The sequence below is a fragment of the Hydrocarboniphaga daqingensis genome (assembly GCF_900129825.1).
Taxonomy (GTDB): Bacteria; Pseudomonadota; Gammaproteobacteria; order Nevskiales; family Nevskiaceae; genus Hydrocarboniphaga; species Hydrocarboniphaga daqingensis.
Genome location: NZ_FQWZ01000001.1, coordinates 95,767 through 115,349 on the forward strand (window position 1 = coordinate 95,767; position 19,583 = coordinate 115,349).

At 64.2% G+C, this 19,583-nt stretch carries 20 protein-coding genes and 1 tRNA gene; 2 read left to right on the top strand and 19 right to left on the bottom strand.

Annotated features, from left to right (window positions below; genetic code table 11):
* Positions 1-162 precede the first annotated feature (162 nt).
* From BUB09_RS00395 to infC, 19 genes are all read right to left on the bottom strand, one after another.
* The gene (locus tag BUB09_RS00395) at positions 163-1,326 is read right to left on the bottom strand and encodes a flagellar hook-length control protein FliK (RefSeq protein WP_072892739.1); all 1,164 of its coding nucleotides are present in this window, start codon (positions 1,324-1,326) and stop codon (positions 163-165) included.
* The gene (fliJ, locus tag BUB09_RS00400; RefSeq protein ID WP_072892740.1) at positions 1,326-1,745 is read right to left on the bottom strand and encodes a flagellar export protein FliJ; all 420 of its coding nucleotides are present in this window, start codon (positions 1,743-1,745) and stop codon (positions 1,326-1,328) included. Before fliJ ends, BUB09_RS00395 begins: the two co-directional genes overlap by 1 nt.
* Positions 1,746-1,778: 33 nt before the next feature.
* Positions 1,779-3,134: a flagellar protein export ATPase FliI gene (gene fliI, locus BUB09_RS00405; RefSeq protein ID WP_072892741.1), complete on the bottom strand. Its 1,356-nt coding sequence runs from the start codon at positions 3,132-3,134 to the stop codon at positions 1,779-1,781.
* On the bottom strand, positions 3,131-3,772 hold the full coding sequence (locus tag BUB09_RS00410; protein ID WP_084083045.1) for a FliH/SctL family protein: 642 nt from the start codon (positions 3,770-3,772) through the stop codon (positions 3,131-3,133). Before BUB09_RS00410 ends, fliI begins: the two co-directional genes overlap by 4 nt.
* Positions 3,765-4,781: a flagellar motor switch protein FliG gene (gene fliG, locus BUB09_RS00415; RefSeq protein WP_072892742.1), complete on the bottom strand. Its 1,017-nt coding sequence runs from the start codon at positions 4,779-4,781 to the stop codon at positions 3,765-3,767. The genes BUB09_RS00410 and fliG overlap by 8 nt, the downstream gene beginning before the upstream one ends.
* Positions 4,774-6,513 (bottom strand): flagellar basal-body MS-ring/collar protein FliF, encoded by a 1,740-nt coding sequence (fliF, locus tag BUB09_RS00420; RefSeq protein WP_072892743.1) that lies wholly within the window; start codon positions 6,511-6,513, stop codon positions 4,774-4,776. The genes fliG and fliF overlap by 8 nt, the downstream gene beginning before the upstream one ends.
* Before the next feature lie 81 nt (positions 6,514-6,594).
* The gene (gene fliE, locus BUB09_RS00425; protein ID WP_072892745.1) at positions 6,595-6,948 is read right to left on the bottom strand and encodes a flagellar hook-basal body complex protein FliE; all 354 of its coding nucleotides are present in this window, start codon (positions 6,946-6,948) and stop codon (positions 6,595-6,597) included.
* A 321-nt stretch (positions 6,949-7,269) separates the two neighbouring features.
* Entirely contained in the window at positions 7,270-8,784 is a 1,515-nt protein-coding gene (locus tag BUB09_RS00430; protein WP_072892747.1) for a sigma-54 dependent transcriptional regulator, read from the bottom strand.
* Positions 8,785-8,806: 22 nt separating this feature from the next.
* Positions 8,807-9,178, bottom strand: coding sequence for a response regulator (locus BUB09_RS00435; RefSeq protein WP_072892748.1), 372 nt, complete (start codon positions 9,176-9,178; stop codon positions 8,807-8,809).
* A 56-nt stretch (positions 9,179-9,234) separates the two neighbouring features.
* Positions 9,235-10,701, bottom strand: a complete 1,467-nt coding sequence (gene rpoN / locus BUB09_RS00440; RefSeq protein ID WP_072892749.1) for an RNA polymerase factor sigma-54 — start codon at positions 10,699-10,701, stop codon at positions 9,235-9,237.
* A 159-nt stretch (positions 10,702-10,860) separates the two neighbouring features.
* Positions 10,861-11,508 carry a response regulator gene (locus BUB09_RS00445; RefSeq protein ID WP_072892750.1) on the bottom strand — a complete coding sequence of 216 codons (648 nt, stop codon included), beginning with the start codon at positions 11,506-11,508 and terminating at the stop codon, positions 10,861-10,863.
* A 58-nt stretch (positions 11,509-11,566) separates the two neighbouring features.
* A tRNA-Pro gene (locus BUB09_RS00450) sits at positions 11,567-11,643 on the bottom strand.
* Positions 11,644-11,789: 146 nt separating this feature from the next.
* Positions 11,790-12,218, bottom strand: coding sequence for a MerR family transcriptional regulator (locus BUB09_RS00455; RefSeq protein ID WP_072892751.1), 429 nt, complete (start codon positions 12,216-12,218; stop codon positions 11,790-11,792).
* Positions 12,205-12,498: an integration host factor subunit alpha gene (locus BUB09_RS00460; RefSeq protein ID WP_072892752.1), complete on the bottom strand. Its 294-nt coding sequence runs from the start codon at positions 12,496-12,498 to the stop codon at positions 12,205-12,207. Before BUB09_RS00460 ends, BUB09_RS00455 begins: the two co-directional genes overlap by 14 nt.
* Before the next feature lie 42 nt (positions 12,499-12,540).
* Positions 12,541-14,910, bottom strand: coding sequence for a phenylalanine--tRNA ligase subunit beta (gene pheT / locus BUB09_RS00465; RefSeq protein WP_072892753.1), 2,370 nt, complete (start codon positions 14,908-14,910; stop codon positions 12,541-12,543).
* Positions 14,911-14,922: 12 nt separating this feature from the next.
* A complete protein-coding gene (gene pheS / locus BUB09_RS00470) occupies positions 14,923-15,924 on the bottom strand; it encodes a phenylalanine--tRNA ligase subunit alpha (protein WP_072892754.1) in 1,002 nt (333 codons plus the stop codon).
* 108 nt (positions 15,925-16,032) lie between these two features.
* Positions 16,033-16,389 (bottom strand): 50S ribosomal protein L20, encoded by a 357-nt coding sequence (gene rplT, locus BUB09_RS00475; protein ID WP_072892762.1) that lies wholly within the window; start codon positions 16,387-16,389, stop codon positions 16,033-16,035.
* A gap of 12 nt (positions 16,390-16,401) precedes the next feature.
* Entirely contained in the window at positions 16,402-16,599 is a 198-nt protein-coding gene (gene rpmI, locus BUB09_RS00480) for a 50S ribosomal protein L35 (protein ID WP_072892764.1), read from the bottom strand.
* 128 nt (positions 16,600-16,727) lie between these two features.
* The gene (infC, locus tag BUB09_RS00485) at positions 16,728-17,291 is read right to left on the bottom strand and encodes a translation initiation factor IF-3 (protein ID WP_072892767.1); all 564 of its coding nucleotides are present in this window, start codon (positions 17,289-17,291) and stop codon (positions 16,728-16,730) included.
* A 129-nt stretch (positions 17,292-17,420) separates the two neighbouring features.
* On the opposite strand from infC, the gene otsB reads away from it, so the two are divergent.
* Complete coding sequence (otsB, locus tag BUB09_RS00490) at positions 17,421-18,221, top strand: trehalose-phosphatase (protein WP_084083046.1); 801 nt, start codon at positions 17,421-17,423, stop codon at positions 18,219-18,221.
* Positions 18,218-19,579, top strand: coding sequence for an alpha,alpha-trehalose-phosphate synthase (UDP-forming) (otsA, locus tag BUB09_RS00495; RefSeq protein WP_072892768.1), 1,362 nt, complete (start codon positions 18,218-18,220; stop codon positions 19,577-19,579). Before otsB ends, otsA begins: the two co-directional genes overlap by 4 nt.
* Positions 19,580-19,583: the final 4 nt, after the last annotated feature.

Below are 19,583 nucleotides of genomic sequence, written 5' to 3' on the forward strand. Positions count from 1 at the left end.
GCTGTGCCAGCCGTGGAGACAGGCGATGCCGGTTCGCTTCAGGATGCGACGCCCGTTGACGACAGGAATTTGACGGCAGCCCCAGGATCACCGGAGATGCGACCCTGTCGGGAATGCGTCACCGAAGGACCGAGCGCAGATGTTCGGTCGCAAACGACCAGATCAGGCGAACTGATCCAGCAGCCCCACCCGCTGACGCGTGATCCGCGCCGGCTCTACGCTCGGCGCGTCGGTGGGGCTCGGCTCGCCATCCGGGTTGGCGGCCGGAGTCTGCGAAGGCCGCTGCTGCGCGTCCGATGAGGACGGCTGCTGCGACAGGCCACCCGACAGCTCGAAGCTCGAGTGGGTCGCCATCACGACTTGGCTGCTCAGCAACTCGCGCAGCTGCGGCAAGGAGCTTTCGATCGCCTGCCGCGCTTGGGGGGTCTCGACGTCGAACAGCACCTTGGCGTTGCCGTTGCTGTCGATCTGAACGCGAATCTGCAGGCTACCGAGCTCGGCCGGATGCAGGTTGATCCTGGCCTCCTGCAGGCCGCCCGCCTGCAGCTTGGCACTGTCGGTCATCCAGACGATTTGCTCGGCGAGCGGTTCGACGATTTCGCCGGGCGCCGTCGGCAGTGAATGAGTCGGAGCAGCTGACGGGGTCGGTGCGACACCGGTCTGACTTGAAGGCGGTGCGGCGGCAGTGAGCGCCATCAGCGCATCGAGCGCAGCGCCATCGGCGCGGTCTGAGGACAGCGCTGCTAGGTCTGCAACCGGCGTCGCATCGGATCGCAATGCTGCTGCGGCGTCGGTCGTGCGGCTGGCCGCTTCGGCGTCGACGCCAGTGGCAGCCAGTGAGGTCAGGTTCGCAATCGTGTTGGACGCCGTTACCGGTGCCGTCGCGTCGGGCGGCATGCCGTTGCCGCCGGCGCCTGCGTCGGCAACGGTCAGCGCGATGACTTCGACGCCTGTGGCGTTACCTGCCACGGTGGTGTCGAACGACGGCCGCACGCCGTCCGGGGTCTGACGCTGCGGCATCGCCAGTATCGTCTGCAGCAAGGTCGACACCAGGTCCAAGCCCGTGGGCGATCCATCCTCGACGCGCTCGTCGGCGACCTCATCTGACTCGGACGTCGCGCTTGAATCGTCCGCCTTCACCACGGTGCTGGGCTCATCGGCAGCAGACCCGGCTGAGTCGTTACCGTCCAAGTAGTCATCAAATCGAGGTTCATTGCGCGCCTCGGCGGGCTTTCGTGTCGCGCGCGCCGCATCGGGCGCGGTGACGGAACCCGAGGTCGCCATCGCGACAGCGCCCGTGACGACCGCCACGTTCAATGCATTCATCACCGTGCTCGGAGCGCTGACGCGCGCAAGGCCAGTTCGTCGAGCTCGCGCTGTGCGCGGCGGTCCTGTTCGGCCTGCTCATGCGTACGAGCACGGTCGATCAGCTTGTCGTAGAGCTGTGTTTGCTGATGTGAGGCCAGCCATCGCTGACGTGTCTGCTCGACATGGCGGCGTGCCAGCTCGACGACACGCCGCTGCTGGACGATCGCGTCCGCCAGGCGCAGCCGAAATGCTTCACGATTGCGCAGCATCTCGGCGCTGATCGCCGCCGTCGACGGCTCGCGATAACCCTCCAGCTCGCGCAACTGCGCCTCGCGCAGCGCCAGCTGCTGGCGCGCTTCGCTAAGCTCCCGTGCAACCTCGTCCTCGCGGCGTTCGGCCAGATCGTGGATCGGTTCCAGGCGTTTCTGCTTCAGCATCTGCGATATCCCGAGTGGTCAAGCGATGGTGATTCAAGTCGCGAAGATCGAGGCCAGGGCTCTGCGGCTGACATCGGCGCTGGCACCCTCGGCAACGTCTTGCCGCAGAAAGGCTTCGACACGCGGCCACAACGCCAGCGCCTCGTCGACGCGAGGATCGGAGCCGCGCTGATACGCGCCGATCGCAATCAAGTCGCGATTGCGCTGATACGTCGATACCAGCGCACGGAAGCGTCGCGCCAGTAGCTGGTGTTCGTTGCTGACGATGCTCTGCATCACGCGCGAGATCGATGCTTCGACGTCGATCGCCGGAAACACGCCCGATTCGGCGATATGCCGCGACAGCAGGATGTGACCGTCGAGCACGCCACGCGCGGTATCGGCAATCGGGTCCTGCGGATCATCGCCCTCGGTCAGCACGGTGTAGAACGCGGTGATCGACCCGCCGCCTTTGGTGCCGTTACCCGCCCGCTCGACCATCTTCGGAATCAGCGCGAACACGCTGGGCGGATAGCCCCGCGTGGTCGGCGGCTCACCAATCGCCAAGCCGATTTCGCGCTGCGCTTGGGCAACCCGCGTCAGCGAGTCCATCAGCAGCAGCACGTTCTTGCCGCGATCGCGAAAGCTCTCGGCGATCGACGTCGCCAGCCAGGCGCCGCGCAGGCGCTGCATCGGCGAGCGGTCGGCCGGCGTGGCGACGACCACGGCGCGGCGTCGACCTTCTTCGCCCAGGCTATGGTCGAGAAAGTCGCGCACTTCGCGACCACGCTCGCCGACCAGACCGACGACGATCACGTCGGCATTGGTGTATCGCGTCATCATGCCCAGCAGCGTCGACTTGCCGACGCCGGTGCCGGCGAATAACCCGAGTCGTTGACCGCGGCCGACCGTCAGCAGCGCGTTGATCGCACGCACGCCGGTATCGAGCACATCGCGGATCGGTTCTCGCGACAAGGGATTGATCGGCGCCTGCCCGACCGTGGCGCGGTCACAGACCAAGCGACCGATATCGTCGAGCGGACGGCCTTCGCCGTCGAGCACGCGGCCGAGCAAGCCGTCGCCGACCGGCACGGTGGCGGTCTTCGACAGCGGCACGACGCGCGCATTGGCCTGAACCCCGCGCAGATCGCCGATCGGCATCAGATAGGTGCGGTCGCCGGAAAAGCCGACGACTTCAGCCTCAACTGCGCCGCCGTCCGCGTTGAGTACGCTGACGCGACTGCCCAGACGCACCTGGCAGCCGACGGCTTCCAGCGTCAAACCGGTGACGCGCTTGAGCAGACCTTCGACGACGACCGTTTGCGACTCCGCAACGCGGCTGCGCGCGTTGCGCAGCGCGCTGCCGAGCTTGCGGTCGCGCTGCTGCTGCCAATGACTGGCGGTATTCATTCGCCCTCGCCCATCAGTGCACGAGCGACACCGGCCTGGCGCGTATCGAGCAAGGCATCGACGACGGCATTTTCGGTCACCAAGCGTACGTCGCCACGACGCAGACCGGCATCGGGCACCAAGCGCCATGAGGTGACGTCGGCTGGCGCCGGCAGATCCTGCAGCAAGCTCGCGTCGTCGGGATGCAGATGGACGCGGACTTCGCGCGGTGGCGGCGACAGGCTGGCGATGGCGGTGCGCACGGCAGCGGCGGTCAAGCCCGGATCCAGTTGCAACTGCTCGTCGACCAAGCGACGCGCGACTTCGATCGTCAGCGCCACCAGCGTTCGCTCGACATCGCCATCGAGATCGGCCAGCGGCTGCGCGAGATGGGCGATCAACTGGCGCAGCCGCTGAGCTTCTTCGGCGATGGCGGCGGCGCCTTGGCGACGACCTTCGGCGCGACCTTCGGCAAGTCCGCGGGCATAGCCGTCTGCATGGGCCGCCGCTTCGATCGCTTCGATCTCGGCAGCGGTCGGCGGTGGCCGCTGGTCTTCGACATTCTGACCGAAGCTCAGCAGCGGCACTTCCCAGCGCCGCGCCGATGCACCCGCCTCGCTGAACGCCAGCGCGTCGGCCTGATTCAACGCGTCAGACAAAGTCGTCTCCCTTGCCGCCCAGCTGGATCTCGCCCGATTCGGACAGACGCCGCGCGATCAACAAGATCTCCTTCTGCGCCGCTTCCACGTCGGCAAGCCGCACCGGACCCTTGGCGGCCATGTCTTCGACGAGCATGTCGGCGGCGCGCTTGGACATGTTCTTCAGCACCTTGTCCTTGACGCGGCTATCGGCACCCTTCAACGCCATCGTCAGCAAATCGCCGTTGACTTCACGCATCAGCGCCTGGATACCGCGGTCGTCGACATCGCCCAGATCGTCGAACACGAACATCAGATCCTGGATGCGCTGCGACAGATCGGTATCGATTTCGTTGATGCGGTCAAGAATGGCCGACTCGACGGTTGAATCCATCAAGTTGAGGATATTGGCGGCGACCTTGATGCCGCCAACGCTGGACGACTTCAGGTTGGTGCCGCCGGAGAACTGCTTCTCCATGATCTCGTCGAGCTCGCGCAGCGCAGCAGGCTGGATGCCGTCGAGGCGTGCGATCCGCATCAGCACGTCACTCTTCATCCGCTCGGGCAACAGACTGAGCACTTCGGCGGCCTGGTCGGAATCCAGATACGCCAGCACGATGGCGACGATCTGCGGGTGTTCGTTGCGAACCAAGTCAGCGACGGCGCGCGTCTCCATCCACTTAAGCGCTTCGAGTCCCTTGCTGTTGCGACCCAGCAGAATACGGTCGATCAAGCTGCCGGCCTTGTCCTCACCCAACGCGCCGACGAGCACGCGCCGCACGTAGTCATCGGAGCCGACACCGATCGAGGTCTGCGTGTCGAGTTCGGTGACGAAGCGCGTCACGACGTGGTCGACGCGCTCGCGCGATACGTTGGCCAGAGATGCCATCGCCTGGCCGACACGTTGCACATCCTTGGCGCCCATATGCTTGAGCACTTGCGCAGCCTCACCTTCACCCAGCGACATCAGCAGAATCGCTGCGCGCTCCGGGCCGGAGATCTTGCCGTTGTCTGCCTTGGGCTCAGCCATCTTCACTCAACCAGGTTTTAACGAGTTGCGCGACGCGCTTCGGGTCTTGCGTCACCGCCGTACGTGCTGCGCTCAAGTTGGCTTCGTAAGCCGACGACGGCAGGGCCGCCTGCGCTGCTGACGCCGTGCCGACCGGACCGCCAATCGACGCCGTCGTCATCGCGGCGGGCTGCTGCGTCAGCGATAGGGAATCGGCCGCCAAGTGTTCGCCGCTGAGAGCTTCCGGCGCTCCGTCGGCGGCGACGGCCAGTGCGCGCGGTGCATCGTCTCGCGGACGACCGCTGATCAGAGTGCGCAGCATCGGCCGCAGCACGAACAGGATCAGCGACAGCACCGCAATAGCGCCGGCACCCTGACGCGCGTAGTCCCGCACATCGCTGCGTTGCCACAGCGGCAGCTCCGGCTGCGGCTCGACCGGCTCGACCACGAACGGCGCGTTCTGCACCGTGACGGTGTCACCACGCGCGGCGTCGAAGCCCACCGCCTGCTTGACCAAGGCTTCCACCTTGGCCAGTTCATCGGCCGTCAGCGCCACGCTGGTCGGCTTTCCTTCGGCATCAACGCGCTGCAGGTTATCGATCAGCACCGCGATCGACAGCCGCTTGAGCCGGCCCAGCTGTTGGCGCGTGTGGCTCAGTGTGCGATCGACTTCGTAGTTGCGGGTTTCCGAGCGCGTGCTCTGCGTGGGCGTGGCCGGTGCGGCAGCGGCAACGGCGGCTGCGGCAGGCGCGCCGGCGTTGGCCGCCGCTGGCGCGGCCGGCGGCGGTTGATTGCTGGTTGCGCCCGGAATGCCCGCTGCTTCCGTCGTGCTGCCGTCGCGGCGCTGGGTTTCGCTGGTCTGCTCGCTGCGGACCACTGAGTTCTGCGGGTTGTAGATTTCGCGCGCTTCTTCGGTGACCGAGAAATCGTATTCGGCTGCGACCTGTGCGCTGAGCCGATTGGCACCCACCATCGGCGCGATCAGCGACTCGATGCGCCGCACGTAGTCCGCCTCGGCGCGCCGGGTGTACTGATACTGCTCGGTGCTCTGCGCGAACTCGTCGTTGTCCTTGTCGCTGCCGAGCAGCCGGCCGTACTGGTCGATCACGGTCACTGCCGTCGGCGACAGATTGGGCACGCTGGAGGCGACGATGTGCTGAATCGAATCGACTTGGTTGCCTTCGAGCTGGCGCCCGGCCTTGAGTTCGACAACGACCGACGCCGAGGCCGCACCGCGGCTGCCGCCGGTGAAAGCGCTCGGCTTGGGCACGGCCAGATGGACGCGCGCGCTCTTGACCGGCTGCAGGCTCGACACCGTGCGCGCCAGCTCCGTCTCCAGTGCGAGTTGGTAGCGCGCGTTCTCGATGAACTGCGACACGCCAAAACCCTGATCCTGCTGGATCATCTCGAAGCCCTGCGCGCCGCCCTTGGGCAGGCCCTGCGCGGCCGCTTTCAGCCGCGCGGCATGCACCTGGTCTGGCGCCACCGTCACGGCACCACTGCCACCATCGAGCCGGAAGTCGATGTTCGCCGTGCGCAGTGCATCGGCCAGATCAGCCGAATCGGTGTCCGACAGGCCGGGATAGACCGGCACGTACAGCGGCTTCTGCGTCCAGTTGTACAGCGAAAGGCCGAGCGCCACGGCGATCGCGACGCCGGCAAACATCGCCAGTTGGCGCAGCAGCGGCACATCCTTCAATCCCTGCATTTGACGCAGGCTGGCCATCGCGCCAGTGGTGGCCACCTCAGCCATGAGCGTGTTCCCCACCAGGCGGCAGCATCGAGTGAGTGGATATCGTGGAGTTCATCGTCGTCTCGGTGGTGCGGTGGCCGCTTAGAGCGGCATGTTCATCACGTCCTGATACGCGCTGACGACACGGTTGCGGACTTCAACCATCGCGCGGAACGACACCTGGGCTTTGGCCGAGGCCACCATCACGGTCGCCAGGTCGGTATTGGGGTCACCGAGCTCGAAGGCCTGCTGCAAACGGCCGGATTCGCTCTGCGCCGCGGCAACCTGCTTGATGCCGCTCTGGATCATTGCGCCGAAGCCTTCGGCCGGCTTGGCTGCTGCGGTACCGATCGCCTCACCGGTCAACAGCGGAGGCGTGATGCTCGGACGCACGCCGACTTGCTGATTCAGTGAACGAATCTGCGAAAGCACGCTGTTGATGTCGATGCTGCTCATCTGCGTGTAGCCCGAATTCCGGTATAGACGCAGGCCTACTGGCAAGCCGTGTGCCCGGTACCTGGAATGAGGCGGCAGAGGGATGCGCCGTGATTCCGACGCGAGTTTGCGTCGCCCGGGTGATCTCGGCGTCGGATCGTCGACGCGAAAACCCGGAACCATCGATCGATCCGCAACACTGCCAGGCCAGCCGGATCGATTCCGCATGCCAAGCAGCGGATTCGGTCCGCAGACCGCCGCGCGGTCAGGGACGGCGATTCATCGATATTGGGGGGCACAGCCGCAAGCGCTCACGCTTGCTCGTACTACGCAAGCGCGTGGCTAGTTGTTACGCAGGCGGCTGACGCGCTCGGATTCGGCTTCCGCTGCGACGTCTTCGTCGCCGAGGTCGCGCGACAAGCCGTACTTGCGCAGCTTTTCGACCAGCGTCGTGCGCCGCGTGTTCAGCAGCTTGGCCGCATGGGCCACGACGCCATCGGACTTCTCGAGTGCCTGACGGATCAGCGTCATCTCGATGGCCTCGATGTGGTCTTTCAGGTTCATGCCTTCTGGCGGCAACTCGCTCAGTGAGGCGACGCGCGACGCCTGCAGTGCACCGAGTTCGGCCGCGGGATTGGCGCCGCCGCGCGGCTCGTCACGGCTGATCGGCATCGGCATCACGACAGGCGCAACAGGAGCCGCTGCCAAGGCACCACGGTATTGACGCGGCAGTTCGGCGGCGCCGACTTCGCGTCCCGGATGCAGCACCGCCAAGCGTTCGAACAAGTTCGACAGCTCACGAACATTGCCGGGCCAATGGTAGGCACGCAGTGCATGGATCGCATCGGGCAACAAGCGCGCTTGGCCGTGGCCATTGCGCTCCATGGCCTTGGTCAGATCATCCATCAGCAGCGGTAAATCTTCGAGACGCTCACGCAGCGGCGGCATCTCGATCGGGAACACATTCAGTCGGTAGTACAGATCCTCGCGAAAGCTGCCCTTGATGATGGCTTCCTCGAGATTGCGATGCGTGGCGGCGATGATGCGGACGTCGCAGCGCTGGCTGCGCGTGCCGCCGACGCGCTCGAAGGTGCGCTCCTGCAGCACACGCAGGATCTTGACCTGCATCGACAGCGCCATATCGCCGATTTCGTCGAGAAACAGCGTGCCGCCGTCGGCCATCTCGAAGCGACCCTTGCGCGCAGTGATGGCACCGGTGAACGCGCCCTTCTCGTGGCCGAACAGCTCCGATTCCAGCAGTTCGGATGGGATCGCCCCGCAGTTGACGGCGACGAATGGATGTTCGCGCCGGGCCGACTGATCGTGAATCGCACGTGCGGCAACTTCCTTGCCGGTCCCGGATTCGCCGGTGACCAGCACCGTGGAATCGAACGGGGCGACCTGCGCGATCATCTGGCGAACGCGGCGCATCGCGGCCGAGTTGCCGGTCGGGCCCGACCGGCGTACTGCCGCGGCCTCGCGATCCATCCGCAGCAGTCCGGCGCGGCGCAGCAGTTCGTTGAGCTGGGTGTATTTGACGGGCGCTTCCAGCGGCAGCAATGCAGACTCGTCGAGCCCGAAGTGCTCAACGGCGCGATCGAAGTACGGCTGCAGCACCAGCAGCGGCGGGTGATAGCGGTCGCGTTTGAGCCAATCGACGAAGCGCTTGAGTCGGTCGAAGTCCGCCTCGCTGCCGACGATGACCGCAATCCAGTCCTGGGGGCGATGATCGCTGAAGACGATGTCCGTCGCGCTGGCGACTTCTACGGGGCGATAGTCGATGAACTGAAGGATCGCAGCGTGCGCAGCCGAACGCTCGGCATCGCCATCGATAATCAGGACACGCGATTCGGACATGGAGTCGGGATCAGCCCGCGGTCTAACGGTTCAAGTTCGCCGCGAGGAACTGGGAAATCTGCGCTTCGTAAGCGTTTTTACCAACGAAGCCGTCAGCGCCTGCCGCAGCGGCATGTTCGCGGTGTTCGGCGTCGTCATAGTAACTTGCAATGACGATCTGCGGGGCTCGTTCCTGCGCCTTGATCAAGCGCGTCGCCTGCAAGCCCCCCATGCCGGGCATCACCAGATCCATGATGATCAGATCGGGGTGCAGTTCTTCGGCCAAACGCACCGCGTCAAAACCGTCGTAACCGAAGCCGATGACTTCGACGGACGGCATCGGGGCCAACAGATGCTTGGACAACGCCAGGAAAGCCTGGTTGTCGTCGACGAGCAAGGTACGCAGCAGTTTCATGTCGCTTCCGTTCATCAATGGTCCACCGCCGACCCAATGGGTGTGACCGTTAGGGATCATCCAGCCACAGCCTGTGGCCGCTGCAATCGCAGCGGTGCGGACGGGATCCGCATCGCCTCTCGATACTTTGCCACTGTTCGTCTCGCAACGGTCACACCGCGACGAGCCAACAGCGCTGCCACGTCGCCGTCGGACAGCGGACTGCCGCGGTTTTCGGCGTCGATGATCTTGCGGATCATCGCGCGTACCGCGGTGCCCGACGTATCCGCGTCGCGACCTGCAATCTGCACGGGGAAGAATGCCTTCAACGGATAGACTCCCCAAGGCGTCAGGGCGTACTTGTTGGCAACGACGCGACTAACGGTCGATTCGTGCATACCAATGGCTTCGGCGACGTCCGCCAAGTTCAGCGGTGCCATCGCCTCCTCGCCCGAGCGTAGGAAGCCGGATTGACGCTCAAACACGACGCGCGCCGTCTTCAACAAGGTTTCGTGACGCATTTCGAGGCCGCGAACCAGCCAGCGCGCCTCATTGAGCTGGTCGCGCAATGCCCGGTGCTGACCCGCCCCGGTGCCGATCGCGCGCTCGTAGCTGCGATTGATCCGGACGCGCGGCAGCGTTCCCGAATTGAGTTCGACCTTCCAGGCCCCGCGCTGACCGGTGACGATCACCTCGGGCTCGACCGCCTGGGCCGGCATTGCGCCTGCAGCGCCCGGCTTGGGGTCCAGCGCTTTGATCAAGGCCAGTGCCTGGTGAATCTGGTCGATGCGGTAGTCGAGCAACACCGCCAGCGCGTGCTCGGTCAGCGTGCCGAGCTCCTCGAGATGTTGGTCGACGATGCGCAGCGCCAACGCGCGCCCTGGCGTCCGGGTCGGCAGCGCATCGAGCTGCAAGCGCAGGCACTCGGCCAGACCCCGGGCGGCGAACCCTGTGGGCTCGCAGGACTGCACCAACTGCAGCGCAGTGTGCAATTCGTCCATCGTGTAGCCAGCAGCGACCGGCAAGGTCTGGATCAGCTCTTCCAGCGACACGCTCAGATAGCCACTGTCATCGACCGCATCGATGATCGCCGCGACCAGTTCGGCTTGGCGCGCGTCGTTGACCAGCAACTGCAATTGCGCGAGCACTTTGAGGCGCGGGTCCGTCGGCAACGCGTCCGGAATACGTGATGCTGCCGACTCGCCTTCTTCGTCGGTCGGCTCGCCGCCGCTCCAGCTTTCGCTACTCGACCAATCGAAATCGGCCTCGACATGCTCGCGCGCACCCGCGTCGGCACCGCTTACCTCGAGCGCTGACGGCGCGATCTCCGGTTCAAGCACCGCGTCCGCTGCGCTGTCGAAGGCATCGTCCTGGGTTTCGACTTCGTCGGCTTCGAGCATCAGGTTGGAGTCGAGCGCCTGTCGGACTTCGAGTTCGAGCTCCTGCGACGTCAGCTGCAGCAGGCGAATCGACTGCAGCAACTGCTGCGTCATCACCTGCGACTGACCGGCCTGCATTCTCTGGTGCGGCTTGATGTTGCTCATGGCGCTCTCCTCAACCCCGGAGCCCTGTAGAGGCTCTTTCTTGGGAGCATCGTCGCGCCGCATAGAGAGACTACAAATCGGAGATTACCCGACCGATTGTCAGGTTTAACCTGATCCATCGGCAACGCCGATCGGCAGGAAGTCCGCTGCACCTGAGCGCTACACCGCCGTGCCGTCCTCGACTTCGTGCCGAACCGCATAGTGCAGCAAAGCATTGATATTGTTCAGGTCCAGGGCCTGCATCAACCGGGCGCGGTGGGTTTCAACGGTCTTGACCGACAGGCCCAGCAGCGATGCGATTTCCTTGGTCGTTTTTCCGCGGCCCAGCATTTGCAGGACCTCACGCTGACGCGTCGGAAGTCTGACGCTGTGGACGTCCTGGCGACTGCGGCGCCGGTCGATCGCAAATCGCGCGAAATGCGGGCTCAAATAAGGATTGCCGTTGGTAACGGCACGGAGCGCGATCTCCAGCTCCGCCGGATCGCCGGCCTTGGACACGAATCCCAGCACGCCCGCCTTTAGTGCGGACTGCACTTGCGCACTGTCGATCTGGGTCGACAACAGCAGCACGCGCACGCCCGGCAAGTGCCTTGCGATGCGACGCGCGACTTCGATCGCGGCGGCGCCCGGCACATTCATCTCGGTGATCAGAACATCGGGACGGCGAGCCGTCAGTTGCTCGAGCAACTCGGTGCCCGTGCCGACCTCGGCCTGTACCGTGACACCGCGCATCTGCGTCAGCAGCAAACGCAGTCCAGCCCGAATCAACGGGTGCGGATCGGCCAGCAGAACCTGAATGGATTTCAAGACGAGCCCTTGCGGCAGCCCCAGTGGGTACGTCGAATGATACGACGTGGCAAGGAATTGGTCGGGGCGACAGGATTTGAACCTGCGACCCTTTGCCCCCCAGGCAAATGCGCTACCAGGCTGCGCTACGCCCCGACCGGATGAAACGTTTGCCGAAGACCGGTACTGCCGCGGTTGAGGGAAGCCGCGCCGGTTCTCGGAAGGCCGCGCATGTTAGCGGATGGCGGCGCTGGTGCAAAGGATGCAAACGCCGCCCGCCGGTCTGCGGCGGCGTTTGTCTGTCACCGCTCGGGCAGCAGCTTGAGCAATGACTCGAGGTCGGCTCGCAGACTCTTGATCTCGGAGTTGCGGCGCGGGGCTGCGCTGCGCTCGCCCGCGTCGACAACACTGTTGGCAGCGGCCGGAGCCGTCAACGGACGCAAGGACGCAGCCGCGCTGGCCTGGCCTTCCTTCAGACGGAGACGTGCGCCACCAATGGTGAAGCCCTGCTCGTACAGCAGGCTGCGGATGCGGCGCACCATCAGGACATCGTCCTGCTGGTAGTAGCGACGATTGCCGCGACGCTTGACCGGCTTGAGCTGTGGAAACTCCTGCTCCCAATAGCGGAGCACATGCGGCTTGACGTCGCACAGTTCGCTGACTTCACCAATGGCGAAATAGCGCTTGCGTGGAATCTCTGGCAGCTCAACCTTGAGCTCAGCCGGTCGCATCAAGTTCAACCCTCAAACGAAGTTTTTGGCCGGGACGGAACGTCACCACACGGCGGGCCGAGATCGGGATCTCTTCACCGGTTTTGGGATTGCGTCCGGGACGCTGATTTTTGTTGCGGAGTTCGAAATTGCCGAAGCCCGACAATTTCACTTCCTTGCCACTTTGGAGCCGTTCACGGATCTCTTCGAAGAACAGATCAACGAACTCCTTGGCTTCTCGTTTGTTCAACCCCAACTCGTCGAAGAGCGCCTCCGCGAGTTCTGCCTTCGTCAATGCCACAGTGCCCTCTCCCTAAACCACCCGCGCGTTTCGAACAAGCCTTCAGGCCCTGACGGTTGCCCCAAAACCTTGATGCAAAGACTGCGCAATGACGGCTACCGCAGCGTCGACTTCGTCCAAGGTTAGGGTGCGTGACGCGTCCTGAAAATGCAACTCCAAGGAGACGCTCTTGGCTGACGCATCACCGTCGTCCGCGCGATAGACGTCGAACACATTGGCGCGCATCAGATGGACGCCGCCGGCCTGTCGCGCCAAGTCGCACAACGCTTGTGCCGGTACGTCAGAGGGCACCATCAGGGACAGGTCGCGACGAGATGAAGGAAACTCGCTGAGCTGGCCCGGCGCCGGCATCCGCGCCTGCGACAGCGCGGTCCAGTCGAGTTCGAACAGCAACGGCTGCTCGGGAAGATCGAGCGCTCGGGCCACGCGAGGATGCAGTCGGCCGATCCAGCCAGCAGGCTCTCCGCCAAGCGTGATGCGCGCGGTTTGTCCGGGATGCAAAGCAGGATGTTCGGCAGCGTGGAAAGCGATCGGCGCGCCGCTGGTTTCCAGCAGGGCCACGACGTCGGCTTTGATGTCGTAGAAATCGACCGCTCGTGCAGGCACACCCCATTGGCGGCTGGCGACGGTACCCGAGGCCAGACCGGCGAGGCGCGCCGTCTCCACGATATGGCCGTCGACGTCTGCGAAACAGACACCGGATTCGAACAGCCGCATCCGGGTGACCTGCCGGGCCCGGTTGTGCAGCCACGATGCGATCAAGCCACTCCACAAGGTGCTGCGCATCAGCGAGTGGGTTTCGGCAATCGGGTTGTCGAGCGGGATCGCGTGGATCTGCGGCGTCAGTGCCTCATGCATGCGCCGCTCTTCGAATGCGAGGTTCAGTACTTCCTGCCAGCCGCGTGCAACGAGCAGGTCTACCACCCGGGCGCCGCTACGCTGGCGCTCGGACGGACGCGACGGCGCCAACTGGGCGGCATACGGACGGGCCGGTATGCGGTCGTAACCGTACAGCCGCGCCACCTCCTCGATCAGATCCGCTTCGATGCGAAGGTCATGGCGATAGCTCGGTACGCGCGCCATCCAGGCACCACTGTCTTCCTGGGTCAGCGTGATCGACAGCCGGGACAGCAGCGCTTCGACTTCGCGCGCTTGAATTTCCTGACCGGTCAGCTGCACCAGTCGCGAGCGGCGCAGACGCACGTGAACCGGCTCGGGCTGGGTCCGGCCGACATGGGTAATCGGTCCCGCCTCACCACCGCAAATTTGGATCGCCAGCTCGCTGGCGCGCTCCAATGCGGCCCGCTGCAACTCGGGGTCCACGCCGCGCTCGAAGCGATACAGCGCATCGGACGTGATCTTGTGGCGTCGACCAACACCGGCGACGGCCTGCATGCCGAAGCAGGCCGATTCGAAGAACACTCGAGTGGTCGTCGCACTGACGGCTGACGCTGCGCCCCCCATTGCACCCGCCAAACCGAGCGGACCATTGTCGTCGGTCACCAACAGTTCGGCGTGGTCGAGCTTGATGTCGGCGTCGTTGAGCAAGCGCAGCGTTTCGCCGGGCCGGGCCCTGCGAACGCGCACCGTCCCCTTGACCTTGTCGGCATCGTAGGCATGCATCGGCTGGCCCAGCTCGATCATCACGTAGTTGGTGATGTCCACCAGCGGATGAATGCTGCGGATGCCGCTGCGGCGGAGTCGCTCGCGCATCCAGTCCGGCGTGTGTGCCTTCGGGTTCAATCCGTTGATGACGCGGCCGGAAAAGTTGCTGCAGTCGGTCGTGCTTTCCAACTCCACGGCAAAGCGCTGGTCGTGCACGACGACCGCCGATTTCACGCGCGGACGCGACAACGGCAACGCATACAAGGCGGCCACTTCGCGCGCCAAACCTTGTACCGACAAACAGTCGCCGCGATTGGGCGTCAGCTCGAGATTCAAAATCTGGTCATTGAGACCCAAATACTGCTCGATCGGCTGACCGACACGCGCCTCGGCGTCGAGCTCCATCAAGCCATCGGACTTCTCGGCCAGGCCCAGTTCCTTGGCCGAGCACAACATGCCTTGGGATTCGACACCACGCAGGTCACCGACGTTGATCTTGACGCCGCCCGGCAGCGTGGCGCCCGGCAGCGCGCAAGGCGCAAGCAGACCGACGCGCGCATTGGCCGCACCGCAGACGATCGTCGGCATGCCGGCGGCACCGGCGTCGACGGTGCAAACCCGCAGCCGCTCGGCATTCGGATGCGGAGCAATTGACACGATGCGCCCGACAACGACCTGCTGCGACGGCTCGGCAACGGCGGGTTCGATCTCGAGTTCGAGACCTCCCATGACCAGACGCTCGGCGATCTGTTGCGCACTCGCCTGCGGATTGACCCACTCACGCAGCCAGTTTTCGGAGACTTTCATTGGAGCAGACCTCTATTTGAAGGCTTCGAGGAAGCGCAGATCGTTCTCGAAGAACTGGCGCAGATCGTTCACGCCATAGCGCAGCATCGCCAAGCGCTCGACGCCCATGCCGAACGCGTAGCCGCTGTAGCGCTCCGGGTCGAGGCCAACGGCTTCAAAGACCTTGGGATGCACCATGCCGCAGCCCAGCAGCTCCAGCCAGCGTCCTTCGAGCTTCATGTGGACGTCGGCGCCCGGCTCCACGAACGGAAAGTAGCTCGGGCGGAACAGCACTTCAGCGTCACGCTCGAAAAACCGCGACAGGAAGGTCATCAAGTCGTACTTCAGATCACTGAACGCGACGTTCTCGGCCACATACAAGCCTTCGACCTGATGGAACATCGGGCTGTGCGTCCGGTCGGAATCGACTCGATAAACGCGACCCGGACAGATGATCCGGATCGGCGGCTTGATACCGTTGCGCACATAGCGCTCCATCGTCCGGATCTGCACCGGGCTGGTGTGCGTGCGCAGCACATAGCCGCCATCCTTGACGTAGAACGTGTCCTGCATCGCTCGCGCAGGATGCGCTTCGGGGATGTTCAATGCGCCGAAGTTGTGGAAGTCGTCTTCGATTTCCGGGCCTTCGACGGTGGCAAAACCCAGCTCACCGAACAGCTGTTCGATGCGCCGTATCGTGCGCGTGATCGGATGAATGCCGCCGACGCCGTCGCCGCGGCCGGCCAGCGTGACGTCGATGGTCTCGGCCGCCAGCTGCGCCTGCAGTGCGGCTTCGGCGAGCAGCACCGCACGGGCCTCGATCGCACGCCACACCGCATCCTTGACACGATTGACGCGGTCGCCAAATGTCTTGCGGTCGTCGGGCGACATCGTGCCGAGCTGCTTGAGGCGTTCGGTGACGCGCCCTTTCTTGCCCAGGTAGTCGATACGCAGCTGTTCGAGTACGCGTGCGTCGCCCGTTGCCTCGATCTCCTGCAGCGCTTGCGCCTGCAGCTCATCCAGCGAATCCGTCATGCGAAATTCCCCACCGCCAAAAAGAAGGGGAGCGGCCTTGCGGCGCTCCCCTGGTCACTCACGGTAACGAGCCGGCAGCGAATGCACGGCTCACACCTGTCGGGTTGCTTACGCCAGCTGCGCCTTGGCCTGCGCCACGAGCGCCGCAAAACCCGGCTTGTCGTTGACGGCCAGATCGGCCAGCACCTTGCGGTCCAGCGTGATGCCAGCCTTGTTCAAGCCGTTGATGAACAGGCTGTAGGACAGACCCAGTTCCTTGGTCGCAGCGCCGATACGCTGAATCCACAGCGCGCGGAACTCGCGCTTCTTGACGCGACGATCGCGGTAGGCGTACTGACCGGACTTGATGACCTGCTGCTTGGCCGCACGGAATACGCGTGAGCGTGCGCCGTAGTAACCCTTGGCCTTCTTCAGAACTTTCTTGTGACGAGCGCGAGCGGTCACACCACGTTTTACACGAGCCATTGATCAGTCTCCTTAGGCGTACGGAAGCAGCTGCTTCACTTCTTTGACGTCGGAGGGATTGACCTGGGTCTCGCCGCGCAGCTGGCGGATGGTCTTGCCGTTCTTCTTGGTCAGAATGTGGCGCTTGAAAGCGTGGCTGCGCTTGAAGCCGCCTTTTCCAGTCTTGGAAAAGCGCTTCGCTGCGCCCTTGTTGGTTTTCATCTTGGGCATTGGATACTCCAGTTTTGATTGCCGGCGTCACATCGGAACCACCCGAGCTGACCGGGCCCGCCTAAACCGCTTAGACGGGACTTCTTATGGAACCGGCCACCACGGCCGGTTCGCGTCCAGGCTTGCGCCTAGCGCTTCTTGCCCGACAGGACCATGACGGCCTGACGACCTTCCATCTTGGGGTACTGCTCGACCACGGCGACCTCTTCGAGGTCTTTGCGGACGCGGTCCATCAACTGCATGCCCAACTCTTGGTGGGCCATTTCGCGACCACGATACCGGACGGTGACCTTAACCTTGTCGCCATCTTCGATGAACGCATGTGCCGAACGGAGCTTGGTGTCGTAGTCACCCTTCTCGGTCGTCGGACGGAACTTGATTTCCTTGACCTGGATCTGCTTCTGCTTTTTCTTCGCAGCGTGCTGAGCCTTGTCCTTCTGATAGACGTACTTGCCGTAGTCCATGATCTTGCAGACCGGGGGCTCGGCGTTGGGCGAGACTTCCACCAGGTCCATCGACAACTCTTCGGCACGGGCAATGGCGTCACGCGTGAGCATGATGCCGGCTTGCTCGCCGTTTTCGTCGATGACTCGAACTCGCAGCGCCGTTATCTGGTCGTTGCGTCGGTCTTCACGTTCTTGGGCGATGCTGCTATCTCCATTGGACCCGTCGGACTTCCGACTGGGCGACATGAGCAGGCCTCAGGGCTTTGCTCAGAGCCGCGCATTCTAGGTAATGGCCTGTCAAAGCTCAAGCGTTGAGACCGGCCGACCGATCTGGTTCAGATTCGGGCCGGCTGCCGCGGCTAAGCTGGCATCGCTATGGAAGGCAATACCACCACCACGCGGGTCGATATCCCGTCTGCGGACTCGACGCCTACCCGCCGGCGCGAGCCGCCGCCACTGACGGCGTCATCAGCACTCTATCTGGATTTTGACGGCACCTTGGTCGAGTTGGCATCGACCCCCGATCGGGTCGAATGCGCACCCTCACTGCTGCCGCTGCTGGCCTCGTTGCATCAGTTGCTGGACGGGGCTCTGGCAATCATCACGGGTCGTCGACTCGAATCCGTTGATCCGCTGCTGGCACCACTGACGCTATGCGGTGCCGGCCTGCACGGTGCCCAGATCCGACTGCAGTCGTCGGCGCAGGACATCGAACGGGCCCCGCCCGAGATGCGGCGGCTGGCAGCTGAACTCGCCACTCACTTCACCCGTGTGCCGGGCGTACTGATTGAAGACAAAGGGGGCGCCGTCGCCCTTCACTATCGCCTGGCGCCCGAGCGCGCCGACGAATGCCAGGGGCTGATGCGACGCCTGGCAGCCGCCTATGGACTCGACACCATCATGGGCCACTGCGTGATCGAAGCGCGCCCTACCGGCATCAACAAGGGCCTGGGCCTGCATCGACTCTCCGAGACGCCGCCATTTTCCGGGAGAGTCCCGATATTCGTCGGCGACGACACCACCGACGAGGACGCAATCCTCGCCGCGCAGGCACTCGGCGGCAGCGGAATCCGCGTCGGTTCGCAGCCGAGTGCGGCGCAGTATCGGCTCAGGGACGTATCGGCCGTCCACCGATGGTTGGCAGACAGCGTCACGCATCTTGAGGCAGCACAATGAGTCCGCGCCTCGTCGCCGTATCCAATCGGATCAGCTCGGTGCGCGGCGCACCCTTGGCCGGCGGTCTGGCGGTGGCCTTGGTCGACGCGCTGCGGGAGAAGCGCGGTCTCTGGTTTGGCTGGAGCGGCAAGACGGCGGACCAGAGTACGGACACCGCCAACGTCAGCCAGGAAGGCGATGTGACGCTGGCCACCGTGGATCTCAGCCAAGAGGACCACGACGCCTACTACTCAGGCTTCGCCAATCGATGCTTGTGGCCCCTGTTTCACTTCCGGCTCGATCTGACCGGATACGACCGCGCGCACTTTGAAGCCTATCAGCGCGTCAATCGGCGTTTTGCCGGCGCACTCAGCCCCCTGCTGCGCGACGACGACTTGATTTGGGTCCACGACTATCACCTGTTCCCGTTGGGCTCCGAACTGCGCCGTTTGGGTGTCACGCAGCGCCTCGGCTTCTTTCTGCACATTCCGTTTCCGCCGCGCGAGCTGCTGACGACCTTGCCTCAGCATCGCAGCTTGGTACGCAGCCTGTTCGACTACGACTTGGTTGGGTTTCAGATCGAAGATGACGTGAAGCGGCTGGCGTCCTACGTCGAGCAGGATCTCGGCGGTACGGTCGGCGACGGCTGGATGGAGGCCTTCGGTCGACGTCTCAATATAAGGGCGTTTCCGGTCGGAATCGACACCGCGCGCTATCACGACTTTGCATTCTCGTCGCATGGCCAACGCGAATACCTGCGACTGCGCGAGTTCTTGCGCGATCGCGACCAGATCATCGGCGTTGATCGGCTCGACTACAGCAAAGGCCTGGTGCGACGGATGAACGCCTATGAGCTGCTGCTGGAAAGCCAAGCCGCTGCACATGGTCGCATTACGTATCTGCAGATCGCGCCGATCAGCCGCGGTGAAGTGGCCGCCTACCAAGATTTTCGCCGGGAACTGGAGCAGCACGCCGCCAACATCAACGGCCGGTTTGGACAGGTGGACTGGGTGCCGATCCGCTACGTTAACGAAGCGATTCCACGACGACGACTCGCCGGACTGTATCGCGCCAGCCGCGTCGGGCTGGTGACGCCGATGCGTGATGGCATGAACCTGGTGGCCAAGGAATACGTGGCGGCCCAGGACGAGAAAGACCCCGGCGTGCTGGTGCTTTCACGCTTCGCCGGGGCTGCACAACAGATGCGCGACGCGCTGCTGGTCAATCCGTATGACACCGAGGAAGTCGCCGGCGCACTGGAGCAGGCGCGCACGATGCCACTCGACGAACGACGCAACCGCCATCACAAGCTGATGGAAGGACTGCTACGCGACGACGTATCGGACTGGCGCCGACGCTTCCTTGAGGCACTGGGCTGAACGA

What these genes read in the sequence shown, in the direction of transcription:
- BUB09_RS00395 (WP_072892739.1), bottom strand. Translation starts at nt 1,326, where the DNA reads ATGAATGCATTGAACGTGGCGGTCGTCACGGGCGCTGTCGCGATGGCG.
- fliJ (WP_072892740.1), bottom strand. Translation starts at nt 1,745, where the DNA reads ATGCTGAAGCAGAAACGCCTGGAACCGATCCACGATCTGGCCGAACGC.
- fliI (WP_072892741.1), bottom strand. Translation starts at nt 3,134, where the DNA reads ATGAATACCGCCAGTCATTGGCAGCAGCAGCGCGACCGCAAGCTCGGC.
- fliG (WP_072892742.1), bottom strand. Translation starts at nt 4,781, where the DNA reads ATGGCTGAGCCCAAGGCAGACAACGGCAAGATCTCCGGCCCGGAGCGC.
- fliF (WP_072892743.1), bottom strand. Translation starts at nt 6,513, where the DNA reads ATGGCTGAGGTGGCCACCACTGGCGCGATGGCCAGCCTGCGTCAAATG.
- fliE (WP_072892745.1), bottom strand. Translation starts at nt 6,948, where the DNA reads ATGAGCAGCATCGACATCAACAGCGTGCTTTCGCAGATTCGTTCACTG.
- BUB09_RS00430 (WP_072892747.1), bottom strand. Translation starts at nt 8,784, where the DNA reads ATGTCCGAATCGCGTGTCCTGATTATCGATGGCGATGCCGAGCGTTCG.
- BUB09_RS00435 (WP_072892748.1), bottom strand. Translation starts at nt 9,178, where the DNA reads ATGAAACTGCTGCGTACCTTGCTCGTCGACGACAACCAGGCTTTCCTG.
- rpoN (WP_072892749.1), bottom strand. Translation starts at nt 10,701, where the DNA reads ATGAGCAACATCAAGCCGCACCAGAGAATGCAGGCCGGTCAGTCGCAG.
- BUB09_RS00455 (WP_072892751.1), bottom strand. Translation starts at nt 12,218, where the DNA reads ATGCGACCGGCTGAGCTCAAGGTTGAGCTGCCAGAGATTCCACGCAAG.
- pheT (WP_072892753.1), bottom strand. Translation starts at nt 14,910, where the DNA reads ATGAAAGTCTCCGAAAACTGGCTGCGTGAGTGGGTCAATCCGCAGGCG.
- pheS (WP_072892754.1), bottom strand. Translation starts at nt 15,924, where the DNA reads ATGACGGATTCGCTGGATGAGCTGCAGGCGCAAGCGCTGCAGGAGATC.
- rplT (WP_072892762.1), bottom strand. Translation starts at nt 16,389, where the DNA reads ATGGCTCGTGTAAAACGTGGTGTGACCGCTCGCGCTCGTCACAAGAAA.
- rpmI (WP_072892764.1), bottom strand. Translation starts at nt 16,599, where the DNA reads ATGCCCAAGATGAAAACCAACAAGGGCGCAGCGAAGCGCTTTTCCAAG.
- infC (WP_072892767.1), bottom strand. Translation starts at nt 17,291, where the DNA reads ATGTCGCCCAGTCGGAAGTCCGACGGGTCCAATGGAGATAGCAGCATC.
- otsB (WP_084083046.1), top strand. Translation starts at nt 17,421, where the DNA reads ATGGAAGGCAATACCACCACCACGCGGGTCGATATCCCGTCTGCGGAC.
- otsA (WP_072892768.1), top strand. Translation starts at nt 18,218, where the DNA reads ATGAGTCCGCGCCTCGTCGCCGTATCCAATCGGATCAGCTCGGTGCGC.